The sequence below is a fragment of the Pseudoalteromonas sp. OF5H-5 genome (assembly GCF_021530695.1).
Classification (GTDB): domain Bacteria; phylum Pseudomonadota; class Gammaproteobacteria; order Enterobacterales; family Alteromonadaceae; genus Pseudoalteromonas.
The window spans coordinates 130,213-153,133 of sequence record NZ_JAKGBF010000001.1 but is presented as its reverse complement, the minus strand read 5'-3'; the positions used below and the strand labels follow the sequence as shown (position 1 = coordinate 153,133).

At 43.2% G+C, this 22,921-nt stretch carries 17 protein-coding genes; 8 read left to right on the top strand and 9 right to left on the bottom strand.

What is annotated here, in order from left to right; translation table 11 throughout:
- Window positions 1–15 precede the first annotated feature (15 nt).
- The 5 genes from glyA to L1271_RS00665 all read right to left on the bottom strand — a co-directional run bounded on the left by glyA (window position 16) and on the right by L1271_RS00665 (window position 6,777).
- Complete coding sequence (gene glyA / locus L1271_RS00685; RefSeq protein WP_099030155.1) at window positions 16–1,272, bottom strand: serine hydroxymethyltransferase; 1,257 nt, start codon at window positions 1,270–1,272, stop codon at window positions 16–18.
- Between the two features lie 257 nt (window positions 1,273–1,529).
- On the bottom strand, window positions 1,530–2,813 hold the full coding sequence (gene thrC, locus L1271_RS00680; RefSeq protein ID WP_235366551.1) for a threonine synthase: 1,284 nt from the start codon (window positions 2,811–2,813) through the stop codon (window positions 1,530–1,532).
- Complete coding sequence (thrB, locus tag L1271_RS00675; protein WP_010606129.1) at window positions 2,813–3,751, bottom strand: homoserine kinase; 939 nt, start codon at window positions 3,749–3,751, stop codon at window positions 2,813–2,815. The genes thrC and thrB overlap by 1 nt, the downstream gene beginning before the upstream one ends.
- A gap of 5 nt (window positions 3,752–3,756) precedes the next feature.
- The gene (gene thrA / locus L1271_RS00670) at window positions 3,757–6,171 is read right to left on the bottom strand and encodes a bifunctional aspartate kinase/homoserine dehydrogenase I (protein ID WP_235366703.1); all 2,415 of its coding nucleotides are present in this window, start codon (window positions 6,169–6,171) and stop codon (window positions 3,757–3,759) included.
- Between the two features lie 240 nt (window positions 6,172–6,411).
- Window positions 6,412–6,777, bottom strand: a complete 366-nt coding sequence (locus L1271_RS00665; RefSeq protein WP_010372125.1) for a response regulator — start codon at window positions 6,775–6,777, stop codon at window positions 6,412–6,414.
- A gap of 198 nt (window positions 6,778–6,975) precedes the next feature.
- Here L1271_RS00665 and L1271_RS00660 point away from each other — a divergent pair, with 198 nt between their 5' ends.
- The 3 genes from L1271_RS00660 to L1271_RS00650 all read left to right on the top strand — a co-directional run bounded on the left by L1271_RS00660 (window position 6,976) and on the right by L1271_RS00650 (window position 11,040).
- Window positions 6,976–8,736: a sensor histidine kinase gene (locus L1271_RS00660; protein WP_010606127.1), complete on the top strand. Its 1,761-nt coding sequence runs from the start codon at window positions 6,976–6,978 to the stop codon at window positions 8,734–8,736.
- Window positions 8,737–8,884: 148 nt separating this feature from the next.
- Complete coding sequence (rdgC, locus tag L1271_RS00655) at window positions 8,885–9,799, top strand: recombination-associated protein RdgC (protein ID WP_010606126.1); 915 nt, start codon at window positions 8,885–8,887, stop codon at window positions 9,797–9,799.
- 347 nt (window positions 9,800–10,146) lie between these two features.
- Window positions 10,147–11,040 (top strand): EamA family transporter, encoded by an 894-nt coding sequence (locus L1271_RS00650; RefSeq protein ID WP_442960402.1) that lies wholly within the window; start codon window positions 10,147–10,149, stop codon window positions 11,038–11,040.
- Between the two features lie 76 nt (window positions 11,041–11,116).
- Here the strand turns inward: L1271_RS00650 and L1271_RS00645 are convergent, their stop codons facing one another.
- On the bottom strand, window positions 11,117–11,956 hold the full coding sequence (locus L1271_RS00645) for an HDOD domain-containing protein (RefSeq protein WP_010606124.1): 840 nt from the start codon (window positions 11,954–11,956) through the stop codon (window positions 11,117–11,119).
- A gap of 403 nt (window positions 11,957–12,359) precedes the next feature.
- On the opposite strand from L1271_RS00645, the gene L1271_RS00640 reads away from it, so the two are divergent.
- A complete protein-coding gene (locus L1271_RS00640; protein ID WP_235366549.1) occupies window positions 12,360–14,060 on the top strand; it encodes a dipeptidyl-peptidase 3 family protein in 1,701 nt (566 codons plus the stop codon).
- A gap of 63 nt (window positions 14,061–14,123) precedes the next feature.
- On the opposite strand, the gene L1271_RS00635 is transcribed toward L1271_RS00640, so the two are convergent.
- The 3 genes from L1271_RS00635 to L1271_RS00625 form a co-directional block, all read right to left on the bottom strand.
- On the bottom strand, window positions 14,124–14,360 hold the full coding sequence (locus L1271_RS00635; RefSeq protein WP_235366548.1) for a hypothetical protein: 237 nt from the start codon (window positions 14,358–14,360) through the stop codon (window positions 14,124–14,126).
- Between the two features lie 181 nt (window positions 14,361–14,541).
- The gene (locus tag L1271_RS00630; protein ID WP_010606121.1) at window positions 14,542–14,823 is read right to left on the bottom strand and encodes a hypothetical protein; all 282 of its coding nucleotides are present in this window, start codon (window positions 14,821–14,823) and stop codon (window positions 14,542–14,544) included.
- A 136-nt stretch (window positions 14,824–14,959) separates the two neighbouring features.
- Window positions 14,960–15,352, bottom strand: coding sequence for an HIT domain-containing protein (locus tag L1271_RS00625; RefSeq protein ID WP_010606120.1), 393 nt, complete (start codon window positions 15,350–15,352; stop codon window positions 14,960–14,962).
- A gap of 112 nt (window positions 15,353–15,464) precedes the next feature.
- On the opposite strand from L1271_RS00625, the gene L1271_RS00620 reads away from it, so the two are divergent.
- From L1271_RS00620 to L1271_RS00605, 4 genes are all read left to right on the top strand, one after another.
- Entirely contained in the window at window positions 15,465–17,696 is a 2,232-nt protein-coding gene (locus L1271_RS00620; RefSeq protein ID WP_102057356.1) for a S9 family peptidase, read from the top strand.
- 377 nt (window positions 17,697–18,073) lie between these two features.
- On the top strand, window positions 18,074–19,714 hold the full coding sequence (locus L1271_RS00615) for a methyl-accepting chemotaxis protein (RefSeq protein WP_235366547.1): 1,641 nt from the start codon (window positions 18,074–18,076) through the stop codon (window positions 19,712–19,714).
- 147 nt (window positions 19,715–19,861) lie between these two features.
- Entirely contained in the window at window positions 19,862–20,908 is a 1,047-nt protein-coding gene (gshB, locus tag L1271_RS00610) for a glutathione synthase (RefSeq protein WP_010606117.1), read from the top strand.
- Window positions 20,892–22,871, top strand: coding sequence for a flavohemoglobin expression-modulating QEGLA motif protein (locus L1271_RS00605; RefSeq protein WP_235366546.1), 1,980 nt, complete (start codon window positions 20,892–20,894; stop codon window positions 22,869–22,871). Before gshB ends, L1271_RS00605 begins: the two co-directional genes overlap by 17 nt.
- The last annotated feature ends 50 nt before the right edge of the window (window positions 22,872–22,921 follow it).

Here is a 22,921-nt window from a genome sequence, read left to right as displayed (position 1 = left end):
TTTTTGTGAGCGAAATTATGCGTAAACAGGTAATTTAGCGCAAATTGCTTTTACTTTTTCTTTCACTTGTGCCTGTACAGACTCATCATTGATGTTGTCTAGTACGTCACAGATCCAGCCAGCAAGCTCTTTCGACTCAGCTTCTTTGAAGCCACGACGAGTGATCGCAGGAGAACCGATACGAAGACCAGAAGTAACGAACGGTGAACGTGGATCGTTTGGTACAGAGTTTTTGTTTACTGTGATGTTTGCACGGCCAAGCGCTGCATCCGCATCTTTACCTGTGATGTCTTTATCAATCAGATCAAGTAGGAACAGGTGGTTTTCAGTTTTGCCAGAAACCACTTTATAACCACGCTCCTGAAGTACCGCAACCATAGCTTGTGCATTTTTAACCACTTGCTCTTGGTATGACTTGAACTCTGGCTGTAGTGCTTCTTTGAACGCAACCGCTTTTGCAGCGATAACGTGACATAGAGGACCACCTTGACCACCAGGGAATACGGCAGAGTTTAGCTTTTTATAGATTTCTTCATCATCACAAGCAGAGATGATAAGACCACCACGAGGACCCGCTAGCGTTTTGTGCGTTGTTGTTGTTACAACGTGTGCATGAGGCACTGGGCTTGGGTATATACCAGCGGCAACAAGACCTGCAACGTGCGCCATATCAACAAGTAGGTAAGCGCCTACTTTATCAGCGATTTCGCGGAACTTAGCCCAGTCAACGATACCTGAGTACGCAGAGAAACCACCGATGATCATTTTTGGCTTGTGCTCAAGTGCTAACGCTTCAACTTGCGCGTAATCGATTTCACCAGTTTCTTCGTTTAGACCGTACTGGATAGCATTGTACGTTTTACCAGAGAAGTTTACGTGTGAACCGTGCGTTAAGTGACCACCGTGAGCAAGGCTCATACCTAGCACAGTGTCATGTGGCTGAAGTAGCGCTTGGAATACCGCCGCATTTGCTTGTGAGCCAGCGTGAGGCTGAACGTTTGCATAAGTAGAACCAAATAGCTCGTTTGCACGATCAATGGCTAGTTGCTCAACCACGTCAACGTGCTCACAACCGCCATAGTAACGCTTACCTGGGTAACCTTCAGCATACTTGTTTGTTAGCTGAGAACCCTGCGCTTCAAGTACACGTGGGCTACAGTAGTTCTCAGAAGCGATAAGCTCGATGTGCTCTTCTTGACGTGAAGTTTCTGCTTCAATCGCTGCAAATAGTTCTGGGTCAAAATCTGCAATATTCATGTTACGTTCTAACATGGTTTCTCCTAGGTAAACGTAAGGGTATTTTTAAAGACAATCTAGCATCACAAGATAACCAGTTTGCCTATGAAATCAGCATGGACATATTTAAGCAGGGATTGAATTTATTTCACACCCCTATCGCGATGATATTTTTTTATTTAAACATTAATATTTTAAATAAGACAACCTAAGTTGCATTTGAAAAGCTAATATAGTCTTAAAATTGACCTTATCTGAGTGGGCGTTCTACCCACTCAGATAGGCACTCTGATTTAGTTGAGTTTTGCTAACATTGCTGCCTTCAAAGCATCATAATCTGCACTAAGCGGCTCTGCCAAACATGGTTTTTGCAATGCATCGGCCAACGGTTTCGGCATATCAAGCTGCTGATTTAAAACACCTTCTACAGATTCCTTAAACTTCGCAGGATGCGCAGTGGCAAGGAAAATTCCGGTTTCATCCGCTTGAGAGTCCAACGCTAATCCCTCGTAGGCTATCGCAGTGTGCGGCTCAGCCAAGTAACCTTTATCATGTAATTCTTGCATTACTGTCTGAGTTCGCGCTTCCGTCACCGAACGTGAATAAAAGTCATGTTTGTTAAAATCCCCTCTTTCTAGCATGATTTCAACACGAGGCCAGTTATTAGGTTTACTCACGTCCATCGCATTAGAGAGTGACTCCAAAGTGTCGTTTGGTTGCCACTCACCCGAGGCTATGTAACGGGGCACAGTATCATTTTGGTTTGTCGTGGCACTTAACTTGGCAATAGGTAATCCAATCGCTGCCGCAATCATTGCTGCACAGACATTACCGAAGTTACCACTTGGCACTGAAACATGCACTTTATCACGCTGAGATTTAGGTAATTGTGCTAGCGCTTCAAAGTAATAACACACTTGCGCCACTAAACGGCTGATGTTGATGGAGTTTGCCGAATTAAGACCAAGCTTTTGCTTTACTTCGTCATCAAGGAATGCAGACTTTACCATCGCTTGGCAGTCATCAAAGCTGCCATCTACAGCATAACAATGAATGTTTTTCCCAAGTGTTGTAAACAGCTTTTGTTGGGCAAGCGAAATTTTGCCATGAGGATAAAGGATCACAACATCGACATTTTCTTTTTCGTAAAATGCATGGGCAACGGCGGCGCCCGTGTCACCACTTGTTGCGGTGAGGATAGTCACGCGCTCACCTTGATTAAACATACTAATGCATTCCGCCATAAAGCGGCCGCCAAAGTCTTTAAACGCCAATGTTGGCCCATGAAAAAGCTCTAAACAATGCTGATTTTTAGCAACTTCGACTAATTTAGCAGGGAAATTAAAGGCGCGCTTTACCATCGCATCGAGGGTATCTTGTGGTAGTTCATCACCAATAAGGTGATGTAATATCTTGGCACTGCGCTCTGCAAAAGGTAATTCAAGTAGTGCATCAACATCTGCAATACGCTCAAATGTAGGAGGAAAAAAAACTCCTTGGTTACGACCTAAACCAATTTTTACCGCTTCAACAAATGAAACAACCTGCTGCTCGTCTTTTAAATTCACTAATTTCATTACTTTTGATCCTTTAATTCTCTTGTGCCAAGCGCATCTAATCGGCAAATATGGCTAAAACCCGCTTCGTTAATGTAATTTTGTTGCAACCATTGCTGCACTGCATTTGCCTGTTGCTCAGACTTACAAATAGCAAATAGTGTGGGACCTGCCCCTGAAATACTCACCAGCTCGGCACCTAGGGCTGGTAGCGCGTCTTTTGCTTCGTTAAAGCCAGCAATGAGTGGCGCTCTCGCTTCCTCGGCAATGCTGTCTTTCATCATCGACAGTGCTTTGTCAAATTGACCTGACTGCATCAATAAACAAAAGCCCGACAGTCGCTGGGCAAACTCCACCGTATCATGCAAAGAAAACTGCTGTGGTAGTGCTTGCCTTGCTTTCGCTGTATTCAAGGCAAAGCCAGGATATGCAATAACATAAAACCAGCTTTCATCATGCGCAACGCTGATTGCTTTACTTGGAATGCAGTCTGCTGTCAGTTGTAGCCCACCAAGGTAGCAGGGCGTGATGTTGTCGTAGTGACGACCACCACTGACCTTAGCTTCAAAGTCGGCCATTAATTCAATAAGCGCCTCTTGGCTTAATTGCGTATTGGCAAAATCATTGAGTGCAGCAAAAGCGGCAACCACAGAGCAAGCGCTAGAGCCTAGACCTGAACCAACAGGAAGGCCTTTATACAAGGTCATGGCAACCGCCGGCATGTTGGGTGCCACATGCTGTTTGAAGTGCTGTAAACACTGAAACGCTAGATTGTCTTTAGGATCAGCGGAGAGCTTTTCAGCATATGGACCAATACAGTTGAACGTATCACGCTCTGCGGCTTCAACGCTGACCTGATCACCCAGTAAACTGCCATCAATAGGCTGGAGTGCGGCGCCAAGGGCATCAAAGCCAACACAAAAATTACCCATTGACGCTGGTGCATAAAATGTTTTCATAGCTCCTACCTCGACAGCGTTTTTAGGATATCAGCAAATACGCCTGCAGAGGTTACCTCTGCGCCCGCGCCATAACCTCTGATCACAAAAGGCTTTGGTTGATAATATTGGCTCAAAATAGCCAGTGCGTTTTCACCATCGCGAATATCGTACAGAGCATGTTCTTTATCTACCGCTTCAATGCCAACGCGGCATTTACCGTCAACAATTGAACCGACATAGCGTAGCACTTGGCCTTGTGCTTTGGCCGCCGCAATACGCGCTGCGAAAGCATCATCTAATTGCGGTAATTGCGCCATAAATTCATCAACACTGGCACCCTCAGCAAACCCTTCAGGTAATACTGATTCAACTTCAATATCACTGAGTTCCAACGGCAGTCCCGATTCACGGGCAATGATAAGCAGCTTACGTGCGACATCCGTACCAGATAAGTCATCGCGCGGATCTGGCTCTGTAAAACCGCTTTGTTTGGCTTTCTCTGTCGCTTCCGATAGCGATAAACCATCCGACAATACGCCAAAAATATACGATAGCGAGCCAGACAAAATACCACTGAATGAAAGCAATTCATCTCCTGCGCCAAACAGCAATTTAAGGTTGTCTAATACAGGGAGTCCGGCGCCAACGTTGGTTTCGTATAGAAAGTGACGGCGCTTAGCTAGTGCAGCCTGCTGCAGTGACTGATAATACTCATAGCTGCCAGTATTGGCTTTTTTATTAGCCGCAACGACATGAAAGCCCGCGTTAAGAAAGTCTAAATAGCCATCGGCAACGAATTGAGCCGCACTACAATCGACAATCACAGGGTTAATTAAATGATTTTGTCTAACAAACTGGCTAACCTGTTGTAAATCAAAGCCCGACTCCGCTTTCTCAAGCGCCAATTCCCAGTTATCAAACGGTACGCCTTCTGGGTCTAAGTAACACTTACTTGAGTTTGCAATGCCATAGAGGTTCAAACGGATATTGCGTTTTTCAAGCCATGCTTGCTGCTTATGAAACTGCTTCATTAATTCTTGACCCACTAGACCGCAGCCAATCAAGAAAACATCAATGGATGGCACGTGCGTGAAGAAGTTTTCGTGACACACTTTTACTGCATCTTGGCAAAGTTCACCGTCAACCACCGCCGAAATAGAACTCTCCGTTGAGTCCTGCGCGATGGCAACAATATTCACCTGAGCCTGTGCAAGTGACGCAAAGAATTTGGCCGCAAGACCTTTGTGCGCTTTCATGTTGTCGCCAACCAAAGTAACGATAGCAAGGTTACGTTGCACTTCAATTGGGTCGATTAATCCTGCTTGCGTTTCAAGCTCAAATGCCTGTTCAAGCGCAACCAGCGCAAGTGTTAAGTCTTGCTCATGGACACAGAAACTGATGCTGAATTCACAAGAAGATTGCGTAATAAGTACAATGGATACGTTATCTGCTGCCAGTGCAGAAAAGACCCGAGCAGCCATGCCAACCTTGCCTTTCATTCCAGGTCCTGCCACGGTCAACATAGCCAGTTTATCAAGACTCGAAAGCGCTTTTACTGGAGCCTCGCCACCGCCTTGAGCACAAATCAGTGAACCCGGCACTTCTGGGTCATGAGTATTTTTAATTTCACAAGGCACATCTGCTTTGGCGCAAGGTAAAATGGTTTTTGGGTGCAGCACTTTGGCGCCAAAATAAGATAGCTCCATGGCTTCTTTATAAGATAGCACGTCGACCTTAGTCGCTTTCTTTATCAGACGAGGATCTGCACTGTAGACGCCATCAACGTCAGTCCAGATTTGACAGATTTCAGCTTCAAGACACGCAGCTGCGACAGCTGCAGAGTAGTCAGAACCGTTGCGACCAAGCGTTGTCAGTTCGCCCGCTTCATTGCTTCCCGTAAATCCTGCCATGATATAAAAACGCGACGCTTGGGCACGCACTAATTCTGCAAAACATAACTTACTTAGCTTAAGGTCAACCTCGGCATCAAGATACCCGCCCTGCGTTTTTACACAAGCGTCAGCACTAAGCGCTACTGAATCTGATTGCAGCATAGTGTCCATCAGCGCAACGCTAATGCGTTCGCCAAAACTAATGACATAGGCTCTTGCTTGATCTGGGCAGTGTCCCAGTAACTTGGCTCCATCTAATTTATTCTTAAGTAATTCAAAGTCAGGCCAGCCTACAACACTACCGTACACCGCTTGTACTTCATCGTATAGGCCTTGGCTGCGGGAAGTAAATGACTGCCACTGGGAGTCAAACGCATCTCCTCGTCCAGCCAAATCAGCAAGCTCAACGAGCTGATCTGTCATGCCACCGGGAGCCGACAGCACGATAAGCGCTTGTTGTTGGCCATGGTCTTTAACTAGCTCGCTGACTCTTTGTAAACAGGCAAAATCTTTGAGGGAAGACCCTCCAAACTTTAGTACTCGCATCATTTTTCCTCATTCCAAAAACAAAAAAGGCCTGTGTTCTTAGTGAACACAGGCCTTTTTCAAACTCGCACTGACCTATGCCACTATCCCGTTAGGATGGTGGTTGTAATAATGGTCGTAGTGATAATATTCGTTTTCATAATTTTAGAGTGCCTGAAGTTTAGCCGCGCTGTCAATACGAAAGAGCAAAATAGATTATGCAAATTTTTAATAGTGACATTTGTAATTTGCATAGATAAGTTATCGGATCCCAAACTGGTGCAGTAATCCTAATAACTGCTCTGCTTTAACCGGTTTTTCTAAAAACCCTAACGCCCCCAAATTTGCTACTCTTTCTTTCATCTTGGCCTGAACATCTGCCGAAATAACCACCACGAAACATTCAATTCGGTGTGCTTTTATTGCCTCTAACACAGCAATCCCATCAAGTATTGGCATGGTTAAATCCAGACACAATAAATCTATTTGCTGAGTTTTCAGTAAATCAATCGCCTGCTGGCCATTCTGTGCTTGGTGCAAGGTCAGGTCTAATTTGCTCTGTAAGTTTTTAATGACTTGTTTACGGGCGACAGCCGAATCATCGCAAACTAAGACGGAATAACTCATAAAGTGGTCAGTCTTGTACTATCGTTAATAAAACGGTCACTGGATATCGCTATCTTATAACACATTAAACTTTCCTAGGTAAGGCGCTAAAAAGCATAATTAATGAAGATAATTATTTATTTTTAACCATTTATTGGCTAACTTTAAAAACAGATTATACAAAGGCGATGAACTTACCGTAGGAGCTCAGCTTAATTCATGCTGCAAAAAAGCCTCTCAAAAAAATTGCTCACCAATGTGCTGTCGGTTTACTTCCTTCTAACCTTTGTCGTCACATGTGGTCAAATCGTTGCCGAATACGTCAATACTAAAGACTATATTCGCAATGAACTTACTATGCTGCAAAAAACCTTTAGCCGCAGTTTGACCCGTGCCATATGGGAACTCAATACGAAGCAGACCGTTACTACGGCTGAGGGGCTACTTGCGATCCCCATGATCGAAGGAATTATTGTACGAGATGACAGCGGCGAAATTATTTCACAGCTTGGCCGCTCACTAGATATTCACGAGCTGTATAGCCAACAGCTTGTTCAAGAAGAAGCAATAATCGAAGATACGCCATCCGGTTTGTTTGGTTATACGTTTCCGTTGATTTTTGAATTCTCGGGACGCGCAACGCAAGTCGGCGACGTAACATTATTTTCTAGCCGAGAGGTGGTCTTTAGTCGCATCATGATCTCTATCTACTTTTTGATAGGTAATGCGATGATCAAGACAACATTCTTGATTATTCTATTTTTAATTGCCTTCAGAAAGCTACTTACCGAACCATTAAGCGATCTCACCGAACAAATTGAAGACTTTGAGGTCGACAACGTTGATGGCCATAAAATAGATATCGGCGCAAAAGAGCGTAATGAACTAAAGATCATGGAAGAGGCATTCAATAAGCTAATTGATAAGGTCTCTGAATATCGTAAAAAGCTCGATCAAACTCAAAAAGAGCTTTTGATCAGCAATGAAAAACTTGATCAACATAACATTCAGCTGGAACAAGAAGTCGCACGTAAGACCTCAAACCTGAGCCAAGCGATGATGGATCTTCAGCAACAAAAATATGAATTAGAAAAGCAGAAGTTAACGCTCACAGAAGAGATTGATTTAAGAAAACAAACAGAAGAAGAACTATTAACGAAACAAAAAGAACTTGAGAAATACGTAGATGAGCTGAACATGGCACAAGAGCGCTTAGTCGGCTCTGAAAAAATGGCGGCACTTGGTGGTCTCGTTGCCGGTATTACGCACGATATTAATACCCCCGTTGGTATTGGCGTGACTGCGACGTCGTTCTTACAGGAGCGTTTAGATCAGCTTGAGGCGGCTTACAACGGAAAAACCTTATCACCAAAAGCGTTAGAAGAATTCATTAGCGAAGCAAAGCAAAGTGCTAGCCTACTTACCACCAATTTAGACCGCGCATCTGAGCTTGTCGCAAGCTTTAAACAAATTGCAGTCGATCAGGCCAGTGAGGCGGTTCGTACCATTAACCTGAAGCAATACCTTGGTGAAGTGATCCGCTCATTACATCCAAAATTGAAGAAAACTCATCATCAAGTGAATATTGAGTGCCCTGAAGACATGACGCTAAATTTACCAGCTGGGGCAATTAGCCAAATATTCACTAATCTGATCATGAACTCTTTGATCCACGGTTTTGAAAATCAAGACCAAGGACAAATAGATATTAAGATTAAAGAAGACAATGGTATGGTAAATATCGTCTACAAAGACAACGGCAAGGGCGTAAGTAAAGCCCAACTAGACCGGTTGTTTGACCCCTTCTTTACGACCAAACGCGATCAAGGTGGCAGTGGGCTTGGTACCCATATTACCTTAAACCTCGTAAAACAAACCTTGAATGGGGATATCGAAGTAAATAGTGAAGAAGGCAAAGGCCTCACCTACTACATCAGTTTCCCAAAAGACTTACAAAAACCAATGGCGATGTTTAGCTAACCAAGTTTAGAGCACAACAACCATCCAATACGCCATACTGCAAAGTGGCGTATTGGCGCAAGATATCTCCCAACATCATCTAGTGGAATACAAGCTGTGACCTTTTTGCTATGATGACCGCAATTTTATTCCAGACGGGCATATTTCTATGTGGTTCAGTAACTTAATCTGCTACAAATTCAAACAAGATGTAACTTACGCACAAGAAGATTTCGAAAAAGCACTCGAGCAGGATATTTTTCGTCCTTGTGGTAGCCAAGACATGACCACTTTTGGCTGGACAAAAGCCTTCGGTAAACATGGTCAGATGCTTTCACATTTTTCTCAAGACAGTATCTTAGTTTGTGCTAAGCGTGAAGAAAAGGTGCTTCCTGCAGCCGTAGTCAATGAAATGGTCGCCGAAAAAATTGAGCAAATAGAGCAACAAGAAAATCGTCCAGTAAAGAAAAAAGAAAAAGACGATATCAAGGAAAATATCCTAGCCACTTTATTGCCTCAAGCGTTTAAAAAATCGAGCCTACAATTTGCTTTTATCGACCAAAAATCAGGTTGGGTGATTGTAAATAGTGCCAGCTTCAATAAAGCGGAAGAACTACTTGCACTACTGCGTAAGTCTCTGGGCACGCTTCCTGTTGTACCTGCGTTTGCAAACTATGATTTAGACTTACAGCTAACACACTGGCTCACCGAGTTTAGTGCACCTGAAGGCTTTGCAATAGGCACCGACGCTGAGTTGCAAGAGCCAGATGACAACGGCGCTCAAGTCAAGTTAAAACAACATGACCTTTCATCAGACGAAATCAAAACGCACCTAGAAAATGGTAAACGTGTGACTAAACTCGCGTTAGATTGGCGTGAGCGCGTGAAATTCGTTTTACAAAACGATGGTACATTAAAACGTTTAAGCTATGCAGAAGCACTTAAAGACCAAAATGCAGATATCCCAAAAGAAGATCTAGCCGTTAAACTTGATGCTGACTTTATTTTGGTATCGGAAGAAATCAAAGAGTTGTTAGAAGATCTAACCAAAGGTCTTGGTGACGACGAAGGCCTAGAGTCTTAATTTTACCATCTATAGTCTGTTGAGCTTTGGGTACGAAAAATTGATAGCGGATATGGCTATCAATTTTTCTTTATCCAGCTCAATACGCTATCTTCACAAGGTCACTTTGCGCCAATAGCAAGCAGATTGCACGCACTCAAGTACGAGCGTATAGTTACTGACTCGCGAGTTTATTTGCACTAACCAACGTATTTGTCGCGCTTTATTTACTCTTCAATGGCATGATAGCAATTCGGCTTTGGCAGTAACGCTTTGCTAACCTGAATTTCAGGCATCGAAGACAATTTACGCCAGTAGTCCGATACCCGAAAACGGTAACTCGTACAATTAAACGGAGTTTGACTCGCGTGAATGTAAAAAGCATTTCATTGGCTTTAATAGTAGTGATAATTTGGGGGCTTAACTTTTCGGTCATTAAATTTGGCCTAGCAGAGTTACCTCCTATTTTATTCTCAGGCTTGCGTTTTTTGGTAGTCGCGATCCCAGCAGTATTCTTCATTCCTTTTCCTAACACGTCGGTATGGAACGTACTCGGGGTTGGGCTATTTTTAGGTGTGCTTAAGTTTAGCTTGCTGTTTATTGCGATGGAATCAAATGCATCAGCCGGCATTGCTTCTTTGCTGCTACAAGCCCAAGTCATTTTCACGATTTTGCTAAGTGTTTTGTTGTTAAAGGAAACCATGGATCGCTTTCAAGTGGTAGGGATTAGCATTGCAACGTTTGGCTTTAGTTTGTTTTTTATCAACTCCTCTGGGTCAACGACAATGTTGGGCGCGGTACTCATTCTATTCGCGGCATTATTTTGGTCGTTTTCAAACCTCATTATGAAGCGCCTGCAAGACGTGAATTTACTCCATTTTATTGTTTGGGTAAGCCTAGTGCCGCCGTTGCCACTTTTTACACTGTCTTATTTTATTGAAACTGACGCCCCATTGACCTTACTACTAAACACTACAACACAGTCTTGGTTATCCATTGCCTATGTGGGTTATATCTCGACACTGATTGCATTCGCAATATGGGGGTGGCTACTTAAAAATCACAAGGCCGCAGCAGTGACGCCTTTTGCTTTATTAATCCCTATTGTCGGCATTGTAGGTTCAGCCTTATTACTTAATGAGCGATTGATGCTAATTGAAGCCATCGGGGGTGGTTTTATTTTATGTGGCTTAACGATTTCAGTTACAGGTGCTCGGATAAGTAAAATATTTAGAAAGCCCCAGGCCGAGGCTATCCCCTAAACGGTAAAGACCTCAACAGAGGTCTTTATATTCACGGCAAACGAAGGCGCTGAAACTGCGCATTAAGTTACAAGGATTAGGCAAACATTGTTTTAACGTCTTCGAGTACATGCAAATAAGTGTCATCAGCAAACATATTCACCTCTCTTATTACCCCCTTTTCTTCATATTGCTTTAGCGCTGCAGACTTATCCGACACCTGCAAAATACCTTCTACAATCGCACCAACACGAATAAAGTCGACATAACAAACATGTTCAGGTCGATAATTAGGATTTGCCCAGCTTTCTGCAACTTCAACAAACTCATCGGTGAATTCCCACTCTCGCATTATTGCCCCCCCAATTTTGCCGCCTAATTTCTGGATTGCATGAGCCAAAAAGCTTGGATTGGCAAACACTTCAGGGTGACGTTCGGCCTCCGTCAAAATCGGTAAAACACCGATATTAAACACCAAAGAAGCCAGCGTGATTGTATCTTTGTTAAGCGACGTGTGCTTATTGACGCGAAGATAAAAATCCATCGTTGTTATCGCTTGGCAAGCAACTTTTAGCGTTTTCTGCCAAGCTTTGTCCATGTAAGTTTTAATAAGCTTGTTATTAGAAACAAATAGCTGCTCCATCGCCATTGCAGTCGCTATATTCTTGATTTGTCTGAGACCGATACGAGTTACTGCTTGGTTTAAGGTGTTTACCTTCACCGAACGGCCCATAAATGCGCTGTTGGCAACTTTGATCATACGTGCTGCAAGGGCTGGGTCGTGAGAAATAACATCTGCCATCTGCATCAAGTTAATTTCAGGGTCATCTGCCGCTTGCCTAACCCGCACTGCAATTTCAGGTAATGTCGGCAATACCAAGGTATCGTTATTAATTCTGTCAGTTAGAATCGTGAGCAAAGCATTTTCTGTAGACATGAAACCAAATCCCTTAATAACTGAATAAAAGACCCGACTACAAGCGTAAGCTTATGGCAAAAGTAAGCACTTGCTTGCTGGAGGTCACACTGCTGATTTTTAGTATCTATGACGTAAGTATTGTCTAACTTTCGGATAAAGTTAAGAAAATCTAAAAAAATAATATTTTATTTATATACCCTCAATAATTAGCAAGTTAGAATTCATAGCATATGGTGCTTTGTGGCAAACTTTGCCGCAAAAATACTGAAGATGACCCATAGCTGGACACAAATGATGACCTTTCACGTTAACAGCGGCTTGCGTATCACACGCCAACCAAAGTTAACTAAGTATTGTGATACAAAATCGTGTAAGGTGATCGCCACATAAATAAATAGAATACAGACAACAAGGGAGCATTATGAAACACTCAATGATTTCGGTTGCAATCGCACTTGCAACAGGTCTCACCCTAACTGGCTGCTCTGAGCCATCAACCTCTTCTGAGAAACCTAGTGCACAAACTGAGCAAGGACAAGTTGATACTAAACAATCAGGCTATAAGCTAGTTAATGCATCTCAAGACCGGCTAGATATTTATACCCCAGTAACACTCGAAACAGACTTGAGTCACTTAAACGATAACCAGAAAAAGATGCTAGCTTTACTCATCGATGCTTCGGTTATTATGGATGATTTATTTTGGCAGCAAGCGTTCGGCGAAGACAAAGCAACATTCCTAAGCAAAATCTCAGACGAAAAAGTACGCCAATTCGCGGACATTAACTATGGGCCTTGGGATCGTTTAAATGGCGACCAAGTTTTTCTTTCTGGCTTTGAAGAAAAAGCACTGGGTGCAGAATTTTACCCAAGCGACATTACCAAAGACGAGCTAAATAACGCCGAAGTAAAAGATAAAACAGGATTGTATTCTGTTATCCGCCGCGATGAAAACGGCAAACTATACAGCACTTCTTACTCATCCGCGTATAAAGCTGAATTGGATAAAGCCGCAGAGCTTTTACGCCAAGCAAGTAAACTGGCACAAGACAAAGAGTTTGCAAACTACTTAAACTTGCGTGCAGATGCGTTAGTCAATAATAGCTACCAAGCGTCTGATTTTGCTTGGATGGACATGAAGAATAACCCGATTGATGTGGTGATCGGCCCAATTGAAACCTATGAAGACCAGCTATTTGGCTATCGCGCCGCTTTTGAGTCTTACGTTCTGGTTAAAGACTTAGCGTGGAGTGAGCGTCTCGCTAAATTTGCCGCCTTCTTACCTGAGCTACAAACCGGCTTGCCTGTTGATGATAAATACAAGCAAGAAGTACCAGGCTCTGATGCCGACCTAAACGCATATGACGTCATTTATTATGCAGGCCATTCAAACGCGGGTAGTAAAACCATTGCGATTAACCTGCCAAATGACGAAGAAGTGCAACTCCAAAAAGGTACACGTCGCCTACAGCTTAAAAACGCCATGCGCGCAAAATTCGATAAGATCTTAGTACCAATTGCTGACCAACTTATCGTCCCTGAGCAACGTAAGCACATCACCTTTGATGCTTTCTTTGCTAATACCATGTTCCATGAGGTGGCCCATGGTCTAGGCATTAAAAATACCATTACAGGTAAAGGCACCGTGCGCCAATCACTGCAAGAACACGCCAGTGCGCTTGAAGAAGGTAAAGCTGATATCCTAGGTCTATACATGGTCGAGCAATTGCTTAAAAAAGGCGAGATCACCGAAGGTACGCTTGAGGATTACTACATCACCTTTATGGCTGGTATCTTCCGCTCAGTACGTTTTGGTGCATCCAGTGCACATGGTAAAGCGAACATGATCCGCTTTAACTTCTTTAAAGAAGAAGGCGCATTTTCTAAGACCACGGATGGTCTATATCAAGTGAATATGGAAAAGATGGGCGCAGCGATGGAAAAACTGTCTAACCTTATCCTAACGCTACAAGGTGACGGCGACTATCAAAAAGTAGATCAACTGATCGCCACACACGGCGATATCAAAGCGGAACTGCAAAAAGATCTAGATAAGCTTTCCAAAGCGAACATTCCTGTTGATGTTACCTTTAAGCAAGGTAAGCAGGTGCTAGGACTGTAACTTCAGTATCATCAAAAACAAAAGGCGCTTCATATGAAACGCCTTTTAATCCAATATTCACGCTTAAGCTTTTTCTTTACAGGTAAAGCTTGTCGTTGATACCGATTTAACATTACCCTTGCCACACTCTACAACAGCCATCTCAGCATGTTTTTCTACTAATTGAGCATTGTTAGAAGAGGTACAGCCGATTAGAGTCAAAGGTAATACAAGCAAAACAAGTTTCATAATTTCATCCTTTAAATTACCCAAAAAAGGTAACTTCATCTTATCAAAAAATTCTCGCCAAACAAAACTCATTATAATTTAAACTTGAAAACACCATCTAATTACGAAACAACAGTATCAACATCTTACTTTTACTTTGCCTCTCATAAAAGAGCCATCAAACTATAAAAAATAAGCTAATTCAGATACTAACAAACGAATATTCCTGTTGATGTTACCTTTAAGCAAGATAACAGTTGCTCGGTAATTAACCCTAGATACAATAATCTTTGATTTCTCTTTGGTGTTTTTTGATGGCTTTTGTGGCTTTGTCAGATTTAGCAATCGCTAAATTTACTTTCGCATCATCGCATTTGTCTTGTAGCTCTTTGCGCATTAAATAGTTTTGATCTTGCTGTTGCTGCGCCAACCCTTCCACACCACTATATTCAGTTCTGGACTCTGGTTCACGATCTTTTTGATAAGGCTCTGGCACAGTCGCCTTACAGGCGGATAATAATGATACTGCCAAAATAACAACTAAACTTTTATTCATATCGCGTACTCATTGATTTAAAACGGCAAAAGTCAATTTCAGTTATAACAGTTCCAGATATAAACACAAAACACGTAGAACTTAACAGTTTGTAAAGCGCTTGATGTGTTTACAGTCTCATTGCCTTTTTGAGGCTTTAAGCAAAACTCGCCTTTAGCTGCTCAATTTCCTCATCACTGTAGGGTTTTGCTGGATAGAGCCCCCAAACCGGTTTTGGCCATGCAATATCAGTTTTAAATCGTGCGATGTGGTGCACATGTAGTTGTGGCACCATATTACCAAGCGCAGCCACGTTTAATTTATCTGGGGTAAAGGTGTCTTGTAACAGCTGACTAAGTTTGGCCGATTCTTGCCAAAATTGAACTTGCTGCGACTCAGGTAAATCAATAATTTCTTTCGCGCCCACAACCCTAGGGACTAAGATAAACCAAGGGTACTGAACATCATTCATTAACAACACGCTACACAGCGGCCACTCGGTAATTAAGATACAGTCTCGTTGTAATTCTTTAGCTAATTCAAATGACATAGTGAAATTCTATAAATCCTATTTACACGGCACTCTATCCGAATTTGTTGCTATTGCAAAGCGGCTTCATTACCATCCAATCAGACTTTAAAAATATAACAAGGTGGCTACCGTGCACTCTCGCATTAAACACTACACCATCGCTCTTCCATTAGCACTTGCCTCTGTCACCGCTAGCGCAGAGCAACTAACGCTAGAGCGACTTTTTGACGATCCGTCTCTTTCAGGTAAAGCACCTGTAAAACTGCAATTTTCTCCTGACGGTTCTCGTGTTACTTATCTTCAAGGTAAAAAAGAAGACTATAACCGTTACGACCTTTGGGAATACAATCTCAAAGACAATACAAACCGCTTGTTGGTAGATTCTGCGGCACTATTTTCTGGCCCAGAGAACCTCTCAGATGAAGAAAAAGCACGTCGTGAGCGTCAACGTATTTTTGGCCGTGGTATTTTAGAATACAAATGGTCAAAAGATGGCAAAGCGCTACTTTTCCCACTCAATGGCGACTTGTACTACTATGAAATCGCTTCTGGTAAGAGTAAGAAACTAACGGAAACTGAAGCATTCGAAACCGACGCTCGCTTCTCGCCAAAAGGCAATTTTGTTTCTTTTATTCGTGAGCAAAACCTCTATGCCATTAATCTTAAATCGGGTAAAGAAACGCAATTAACTAAAGACGGCGGTGGCGTAATTAAAAACGGCATGGCTGAGTTCGTTGCTCAAGAAGAAATGAGCCGTATGACAGGCTATTGGTGGTCGGGTGATGAGCAACAAATTGCTTTTACTCGCATTGATGAAAGCCCAGTTCAGGAAGCCATTCGTAACGAAATCTATGCCGAAGAGGTCAAGCTATTCAATCAACGTTATCCATACACCGGGACTGCTAACGTTGAGATTGAATTAGGTGTTGTAAAGATCAATGACCAAAAGGTGGATTGGATTGATTTAGGCGAAGATAAAGATATCTATATTGCCCGTGCAAATTGGTTAAAAGACAATAAAACATTGTCATATCAGTGGCAAAATCGCTCACAGCAAAAACTGGAACTGCGCTTTTACGATACTAAAAGCAAAAAGCAGCAAGTCGCCCTAACCGAAACCAGTGATACTTGGATTAACCTACACTTTGACCTTGAATTCTTAAAGGACAAAAAGCATTTCGTTTGGGCATCTGAGCGCGATGGCTTTAAACACCTTTACCTGTACAGAACCAATGGCCAACTGGTGCGCCAAATCACTAAAGGCGATTGGATTGTTGAGAGCCTTCAGGGAATTGATGAGAAAAAAGGCATCGTATACTTCTCCGGCCGCAAAGACACGCCGCTTGAAAGCCACCTATACAGCGTACCACTTTTTAAAGATGGCGATGCAAAACGTATTACCGAAAAAGGCAGCTATCATAGTGTCGTACTGGCAAAAGATAACCGTACCTTTATCGATAAAAGCTCTTCTGTAAACCGTCCACCAGCGGTTGCGCTACGAAAAGTGAATGGTGACTTTGTGACTTGGCTTGAAGAAAATGCGCTGAATAACGAACATCCGTTAACGCCTTATTTGAGCAATCTAGCTACGCCAGAATATGGCACACTTAAAGCGGAAGATGGTCAAACTATGTATTACCGCTTATTTAAGCCAGCAAAGCTTGAAAACGGTAAGAAATATCCTGTTATTGTGAACGTGTATGGCGGACCTCATGCACAACGCGTGACCAACAGCTGGCGTAGTAAAAACTTGTACTTCCAATATCTTGCCCAGCAGGGTTATGTGATTTTCCAATTAGATAACCGAGGTTCTTACAACCGTGGTAAAAAGTTTGAAGATCCAATCTACAAGCACTTAGGTGTAGTGGAAGTGGCTGACCAAATTAAAGGCGTTGAGTTCTTACGTACACTAGAGTACGTCGACCCTGAGCGTATCGGTATTTATGGTCACAGCTATGGTGGTTATATGGCGCTGATGACAATGTTTAAAGCAGGCGACTACTTTAAAGCTGGTGTCTCTGGTGCGCCAGTAACAGATTGGGCTCTATATGACACCCATTACACTGAGCGTTACTTGGGTCACCCAGATACAAATGCTAAGGGCTATGAGCAAAGCGCGGTGTTCCCTTATGCTGATGGACTAAAAGGCCCGCTGATGATCTATCATGGTATGGCGGACGATAACGTGCTATTTACCCATGCAACGAAACTATTTAAGCAGTTGCAGGACGAGGTTAAGCCATTTGAAATGATGACTTACCCTGGATCGAAGCACAGTTTACGTGGCAAAAAAGTACAAACCCACTTGCATCAAACCATTACTGACTTCTTTAATCGTCATTTTGAGGTTGAAGCTAAGTAAACACTTAATAGCGCCTAGCTTCCTATGAGCTGGGCGCTTCTTCTTTTCTCTCCATTTAGTTCTAATCCATTGGTCTAATTGTTTATTCTTCTAGACTAAGAAAAACTGAAATTATTGTTCTATCTCAAGTTATATATCAATTGCATTAAGTAAATGAGCTATTTGAAGTGGAGAAATAGCTTTAGTAGCAAGGCAAAAATTTTGCTATTTAGTTGTTCTAAATGAGAAATTTTTAACTAAGCTAATATGGTATTTCACCCTTCAAATTGGTTGGAGAATTAACGCAATTGGTATTACTACTAAGATTAACTAGTATGAATTGATGAGGCGTTCGCGCCTGCTTCTCTCAATAATAAAAACGACATAAGGATTGCGTTATGTCCAAACAGTTTTTTCGAAATCTCACCATTTTCCAGCGCCTCGCGTTACTGATCATTGTCGTTATTATCGGCGTTATCCTTCAAAGCGCAGTAAGCTTATCGCAACAGTATGATGCACTCGAAAAGCAGCAATATCATAAAACTCAAAACCTTGTTGAAAATGCCTATAGTTTAGTGGCTTACTTTCACCAACAATATGTATCTGGGAAACTCCCAGAGGCGCAAGCGAAATCCGCAGCCCTTGATGCCGTTGCCGCTTTACGATACGAAGGTAACAATTACTTCTGGATCAACGACTATCATCCAAAAATGGTGATGCACCCATTTAAAAGCGAGCTCAACGGCAAAGATCTCAGCCAATCAAAAGATCCCACAGGCAAGCGCTTATTCGTTGAAATGGTACAAGTGGCAGAAAAAAGTGGTGCGGGATTTGTTCCCTACCTTTGGCCAAAACCCGGTAAAGAAGCCCCTGTCGAAAAAATATCTTACGTCAAAGCGTTTACACCTTGGGGTTGGATCATCGGCTCCGGTGTGTACCTCGACACTATCGAAGCTGAGTTTGCCTATATTCGAAATTTGCTATTAATTGAGATGGTGGTGCTTATTATTCTGCTATTCCCATTTAGTGCAATCATAGGTAAGAGCATCATCACCCCCATTCAACAAGCCAAAGACATGATGAAAGATATCGCTCAAGGCGAAGGCGATTTGACTCGACAACTCGACGAAAGCGGTAAAGATGAGATAACCGCGCTTGCCAAATACTTTAACTTGTATACTGAGAAGATGCGTCATTCCATCGCGACAGTGGCCCATAACGCTAAAGAAGTTGAAACACTGGCCAATCAGGTAAAAGCGGCTGGCGAAGAAAACTTGGCATTTATTGAGTCGCAAAATGACAATAGCCGCCAAGTCGCCACGGCTGCCGAACAAATGACCATGCAAGTTCGTGAGATCAGTAGCAATGCAGATACTGCCGAGCATTCCGCCGCAGACGCACGCAATTACAGTGAAAAAGGCAAACAAACTATTTCTCAAACCATTGCCGCCATTAAAAAGCTGTCGGAGCAAATTCAATCTGTGAGCGTGACAACGACAAGCCTTGCACAAGAGAGTCAGCATATAGGATCGGTGCTCGATGTTATTCGAGGTATTGCGGAGCAAACCAATTTACTTGCACTAAACGCGGCAATAGAAGCCGCTCGAGCAGGTGAACAAGGACGAGGCTTTGCCGTTGTTGCAGATGAAGTTCGCACCCTTGCAAGTCGTACGGGTCAAAGCACAGATGAAATCCACAACATGATCGAGCGACTGCAAAAAGAAGCGCAGCAGGCCGTAGCAGCAGTTAAAGTTAGCCAACAAATCTCGGAGCAAACGGTTGAACAGGTACAGCTTGCCGATAACGCATTAACCGAAATTGAGCGCCTTATTGACGCTATCTCGGATATGAGTACCCACATCGCCAAAGCCACCGACGAGCAAAGTCTTGCAGCACAAGAAGTTAATGAGCGAATAGCTCAGCTTTCTGACTCCACCCATCACTCTTTGGATACCACGCATTCGCTCAACAACACCAGTGAGCAACTAACACGAGCAAGTCACGAATTGAGTGACATAGTTAACCGCTTTAGAGTATGATATCCACCCTGCAGAGCACCTGTCAGTGCTCTGCTTCTTGCCCAATAGATGATTGATATTCCTTATCTTGTCGATAAAAATAATCCGTGAGCGTCTAAGCTATTTTACCGCTATATTGCCAATTTATTTGCTGAGCAAAAATAGCCCGTGAAAATCTGTTTTATTATGTACCCTTGGGAGCGTGTAGAAGCTGAAAACGACAGCACGCTAAGACTTATCCACGAAGCCGTATCGCGCGGTCACGTCGTTGCCATCACCACCGTAAACAACCTCACTATTCGCGAAAGTGTCGCCAGTGCCTTCTGTGATGTATTTGTTGCGGGCCAAAAAGTATCTGACAACTTAGTGAGCTTTTACAACAAAGCTGAGTTTAAAAAAGTACAGCTTCCTTTGGCAGGTTTTGACGCAATATTTATGCGCGCCAATCCGCCGCTTGATACCTTGGCGATGAACTTTTTAGACTCTGTTCGTGATGATACTTTCATCATCAACGACATCGATGGCCTGCGTATCGCAAATAACAAGCTATACACGGCATCTTTCCAAGGCATCGCGAGAGAATTTATTCCAAATACGCATGTATCTAAAAACAAAGAGTATTTAGAGCGTATATTCTCTGAATCAGAGCAAGAGAAAATGATCTTAAAGCCGCTTGATGGCTTTGGCGGTCGCGGTGTTATCGTCGTTGAAAAACGCGCGAAACAAAGCTTTAGCTCACTCCTTGAGTTTTATATTGGTGGCGACGAGGCTGGTAAAGGCAGCAACTACGTCATTTTACAAGACTATGTTGAAGGTGCCGACGAGGGTGATGTTCGTATTCTAATGCTTAACGGCGAACCGATTGGCGCCATGAAACGTGTGCCTGCAGCAAATGAAGTGCGTGCCAACGTACATGCCGGTGGCAAAGTAGTGAAACACAAACTCACCAACCAAGAAAAAGCGCTATGTAAGCACATCGGCCCTAAGCTTGTGCGTGATGGTTTGTATTTTGTTGGCATTGACGTGATAGGCGGCAAGCTTATTGAAGTTAACGTGCTCTCGCCTGGCGGGATAACCCGTATTAACCGTTTAAACCGCTGTAAGCTGCAAGTGCAAGTTATCGATTTTGTAGAGAGTGTGGTGCACGCCAAAGAGCTAGTAACGCATCGCAAAAACCAATTCCGTCAAGTAATAGAAGATGCTCATGCTATCTGAACAAGCCATCATTGCCGCGCTTGAAGCCGGCAAACCCATCAGTGGACAATTTGCTGAAGGTGCTTTTCACCTCGAAGTGAGGGAATACGTGCCTTATGTCGCCACTGCTGTACACGCAGGCCACCGCACCCGTGCTAGCCTAAAAGGCTTGTTCGCCATTAGCGATGCTGAGCGTTTACAAGAGGAAGATCCGTTTACCGACGGCATGATTGAATCATTACCCATCACGCTTATCGCGCGTGACTCACGTTACGAATACGATCTTAACCGTGCGCCAGAGCTTGCGATATACAAAGAAGCATGGGGTAAACAAGTGTGGAGCCAAGCGCTACCAAATGCAGACATAGATGTTAGCTTGTCTAAGCATGCAGCCTATTACCGTGTGCTCAGTGCGCTGTTAACCACGCTTGAGCGCAAGTTTGGTGCCTGCTTGCTATTTGATGTACACAGCTATAATTATCAAATTCGTAGCTACCCTTATGCACCAACCTTTAATATTGGCACTGCACAACTTGATACCTTGCGTTTTCGCGCCGTATTAGATGAGCTGAAAAAACAGCTAGAACTGAAAAAACTGGCAGGCCAGCTGGTGGATTGTGCTGAAAATACCGTCTTTCAGGGCCATGGTTATCAAGCGCAATATATTACCAGCCACTTTGATAACACCTTAGTGGTACCGCTTGAAGTAAAAAAAGTCTTTATGGACGAAAACAGCGGCGAATTATTCCCTGTGGTGTTTGAAAAACTACAGCGCAACATGCATGTTGCTTTGAGTAAAACGGCAAAAACATTTGCTAAAAATCACTGCTATAAGCCACTTCGCAAAGCAAAATCAACGTCGCAGCTTGACCCTGCGCTGATTAACGTGGACTCTGCGCTGTACCGCATAGCCAGAAACCTTGAAACGCTGCATTATGTTAACCCAAGCAATATCGCACAAGAGAAACGTCGCTTTTTCTCGAAACGTCATTATCAGCCTGCGTTTAAATATCGCCCGCTGAAAATTGACCCGTATGAGTTTAAAGAGCAACTCTATCGCTTGCCCGTTGGAAAAATCCAAGATCCGATCGTAAAAGATTTATATCGTAAAGTGATCGACAACTACGCGACTAAAATCGAACTGATCACCCAAATTGGTCGCGAAGCCTTTTTGTATAACTCGCTACGCTATTATGGTGAGCCGGATTACAACGATATAAATAATGCGACCTTCTTGCTGCACGCGCGCGAAACAGAGACCTTGCCAAAAAAAGACATTACAGCCGAGCAAGCCTTGGTACGTTTTAATCAAGCGATTGAGGCTATGGGCTTACCTTGTAAGGTCGCTATATCAAGCAAGCTCGTTGCCAAAGCAATGGTCGACAATAGTAAGCGTCTTCTGCTTGTAAATAGCAGTGCGATGCTATCTGAGCTTGATATCAATGCCTTGATAGAGCATGAAATTGGCGTGCACTTACTCACGACTTTAAATGCTGACGCCCAACAACTTAAAGTGCTGCACTTAGGTTTACCTGGCAATACCTATACTCAAGAGGGCCTTGCCATCTACCGCGAGTATCAATCAGGGCAAATAAATCTGACACGATTGAAAGTATTAGCGCTTAGGGTGATTGCGGTTAACATGCTACTTAAAGGCGATAAATTCTATCAAGTGTATGAGTTTTTAGCTGACTCGGGTGTATTAAACGTCAATGAAGCCTTTGCGCTGACCACTCGAATTTTCCGTGGTGGTGGCTTTACTAAAGATCATCTCTACTTAAAAGGCTTTAAAGACATAGTGCAGCTTGCCAATACCCGCAGCTTAGATAATTTATATCTCGGTAAAACGGGCATTGCGCACTTAGATGCACTGGACGCGTTAGTAGAACAAGGTATATTCACAAGACCTAAATATCTGCCGGATACGAACCGAGATCCCGAGCCAGATGCAATCCTAAGTTATTTAATTTCTTCAATTAAATAGGCCAAATTCGCCACTGTGGTTATACTAGTGCCATCTAGTATCTACCCAGT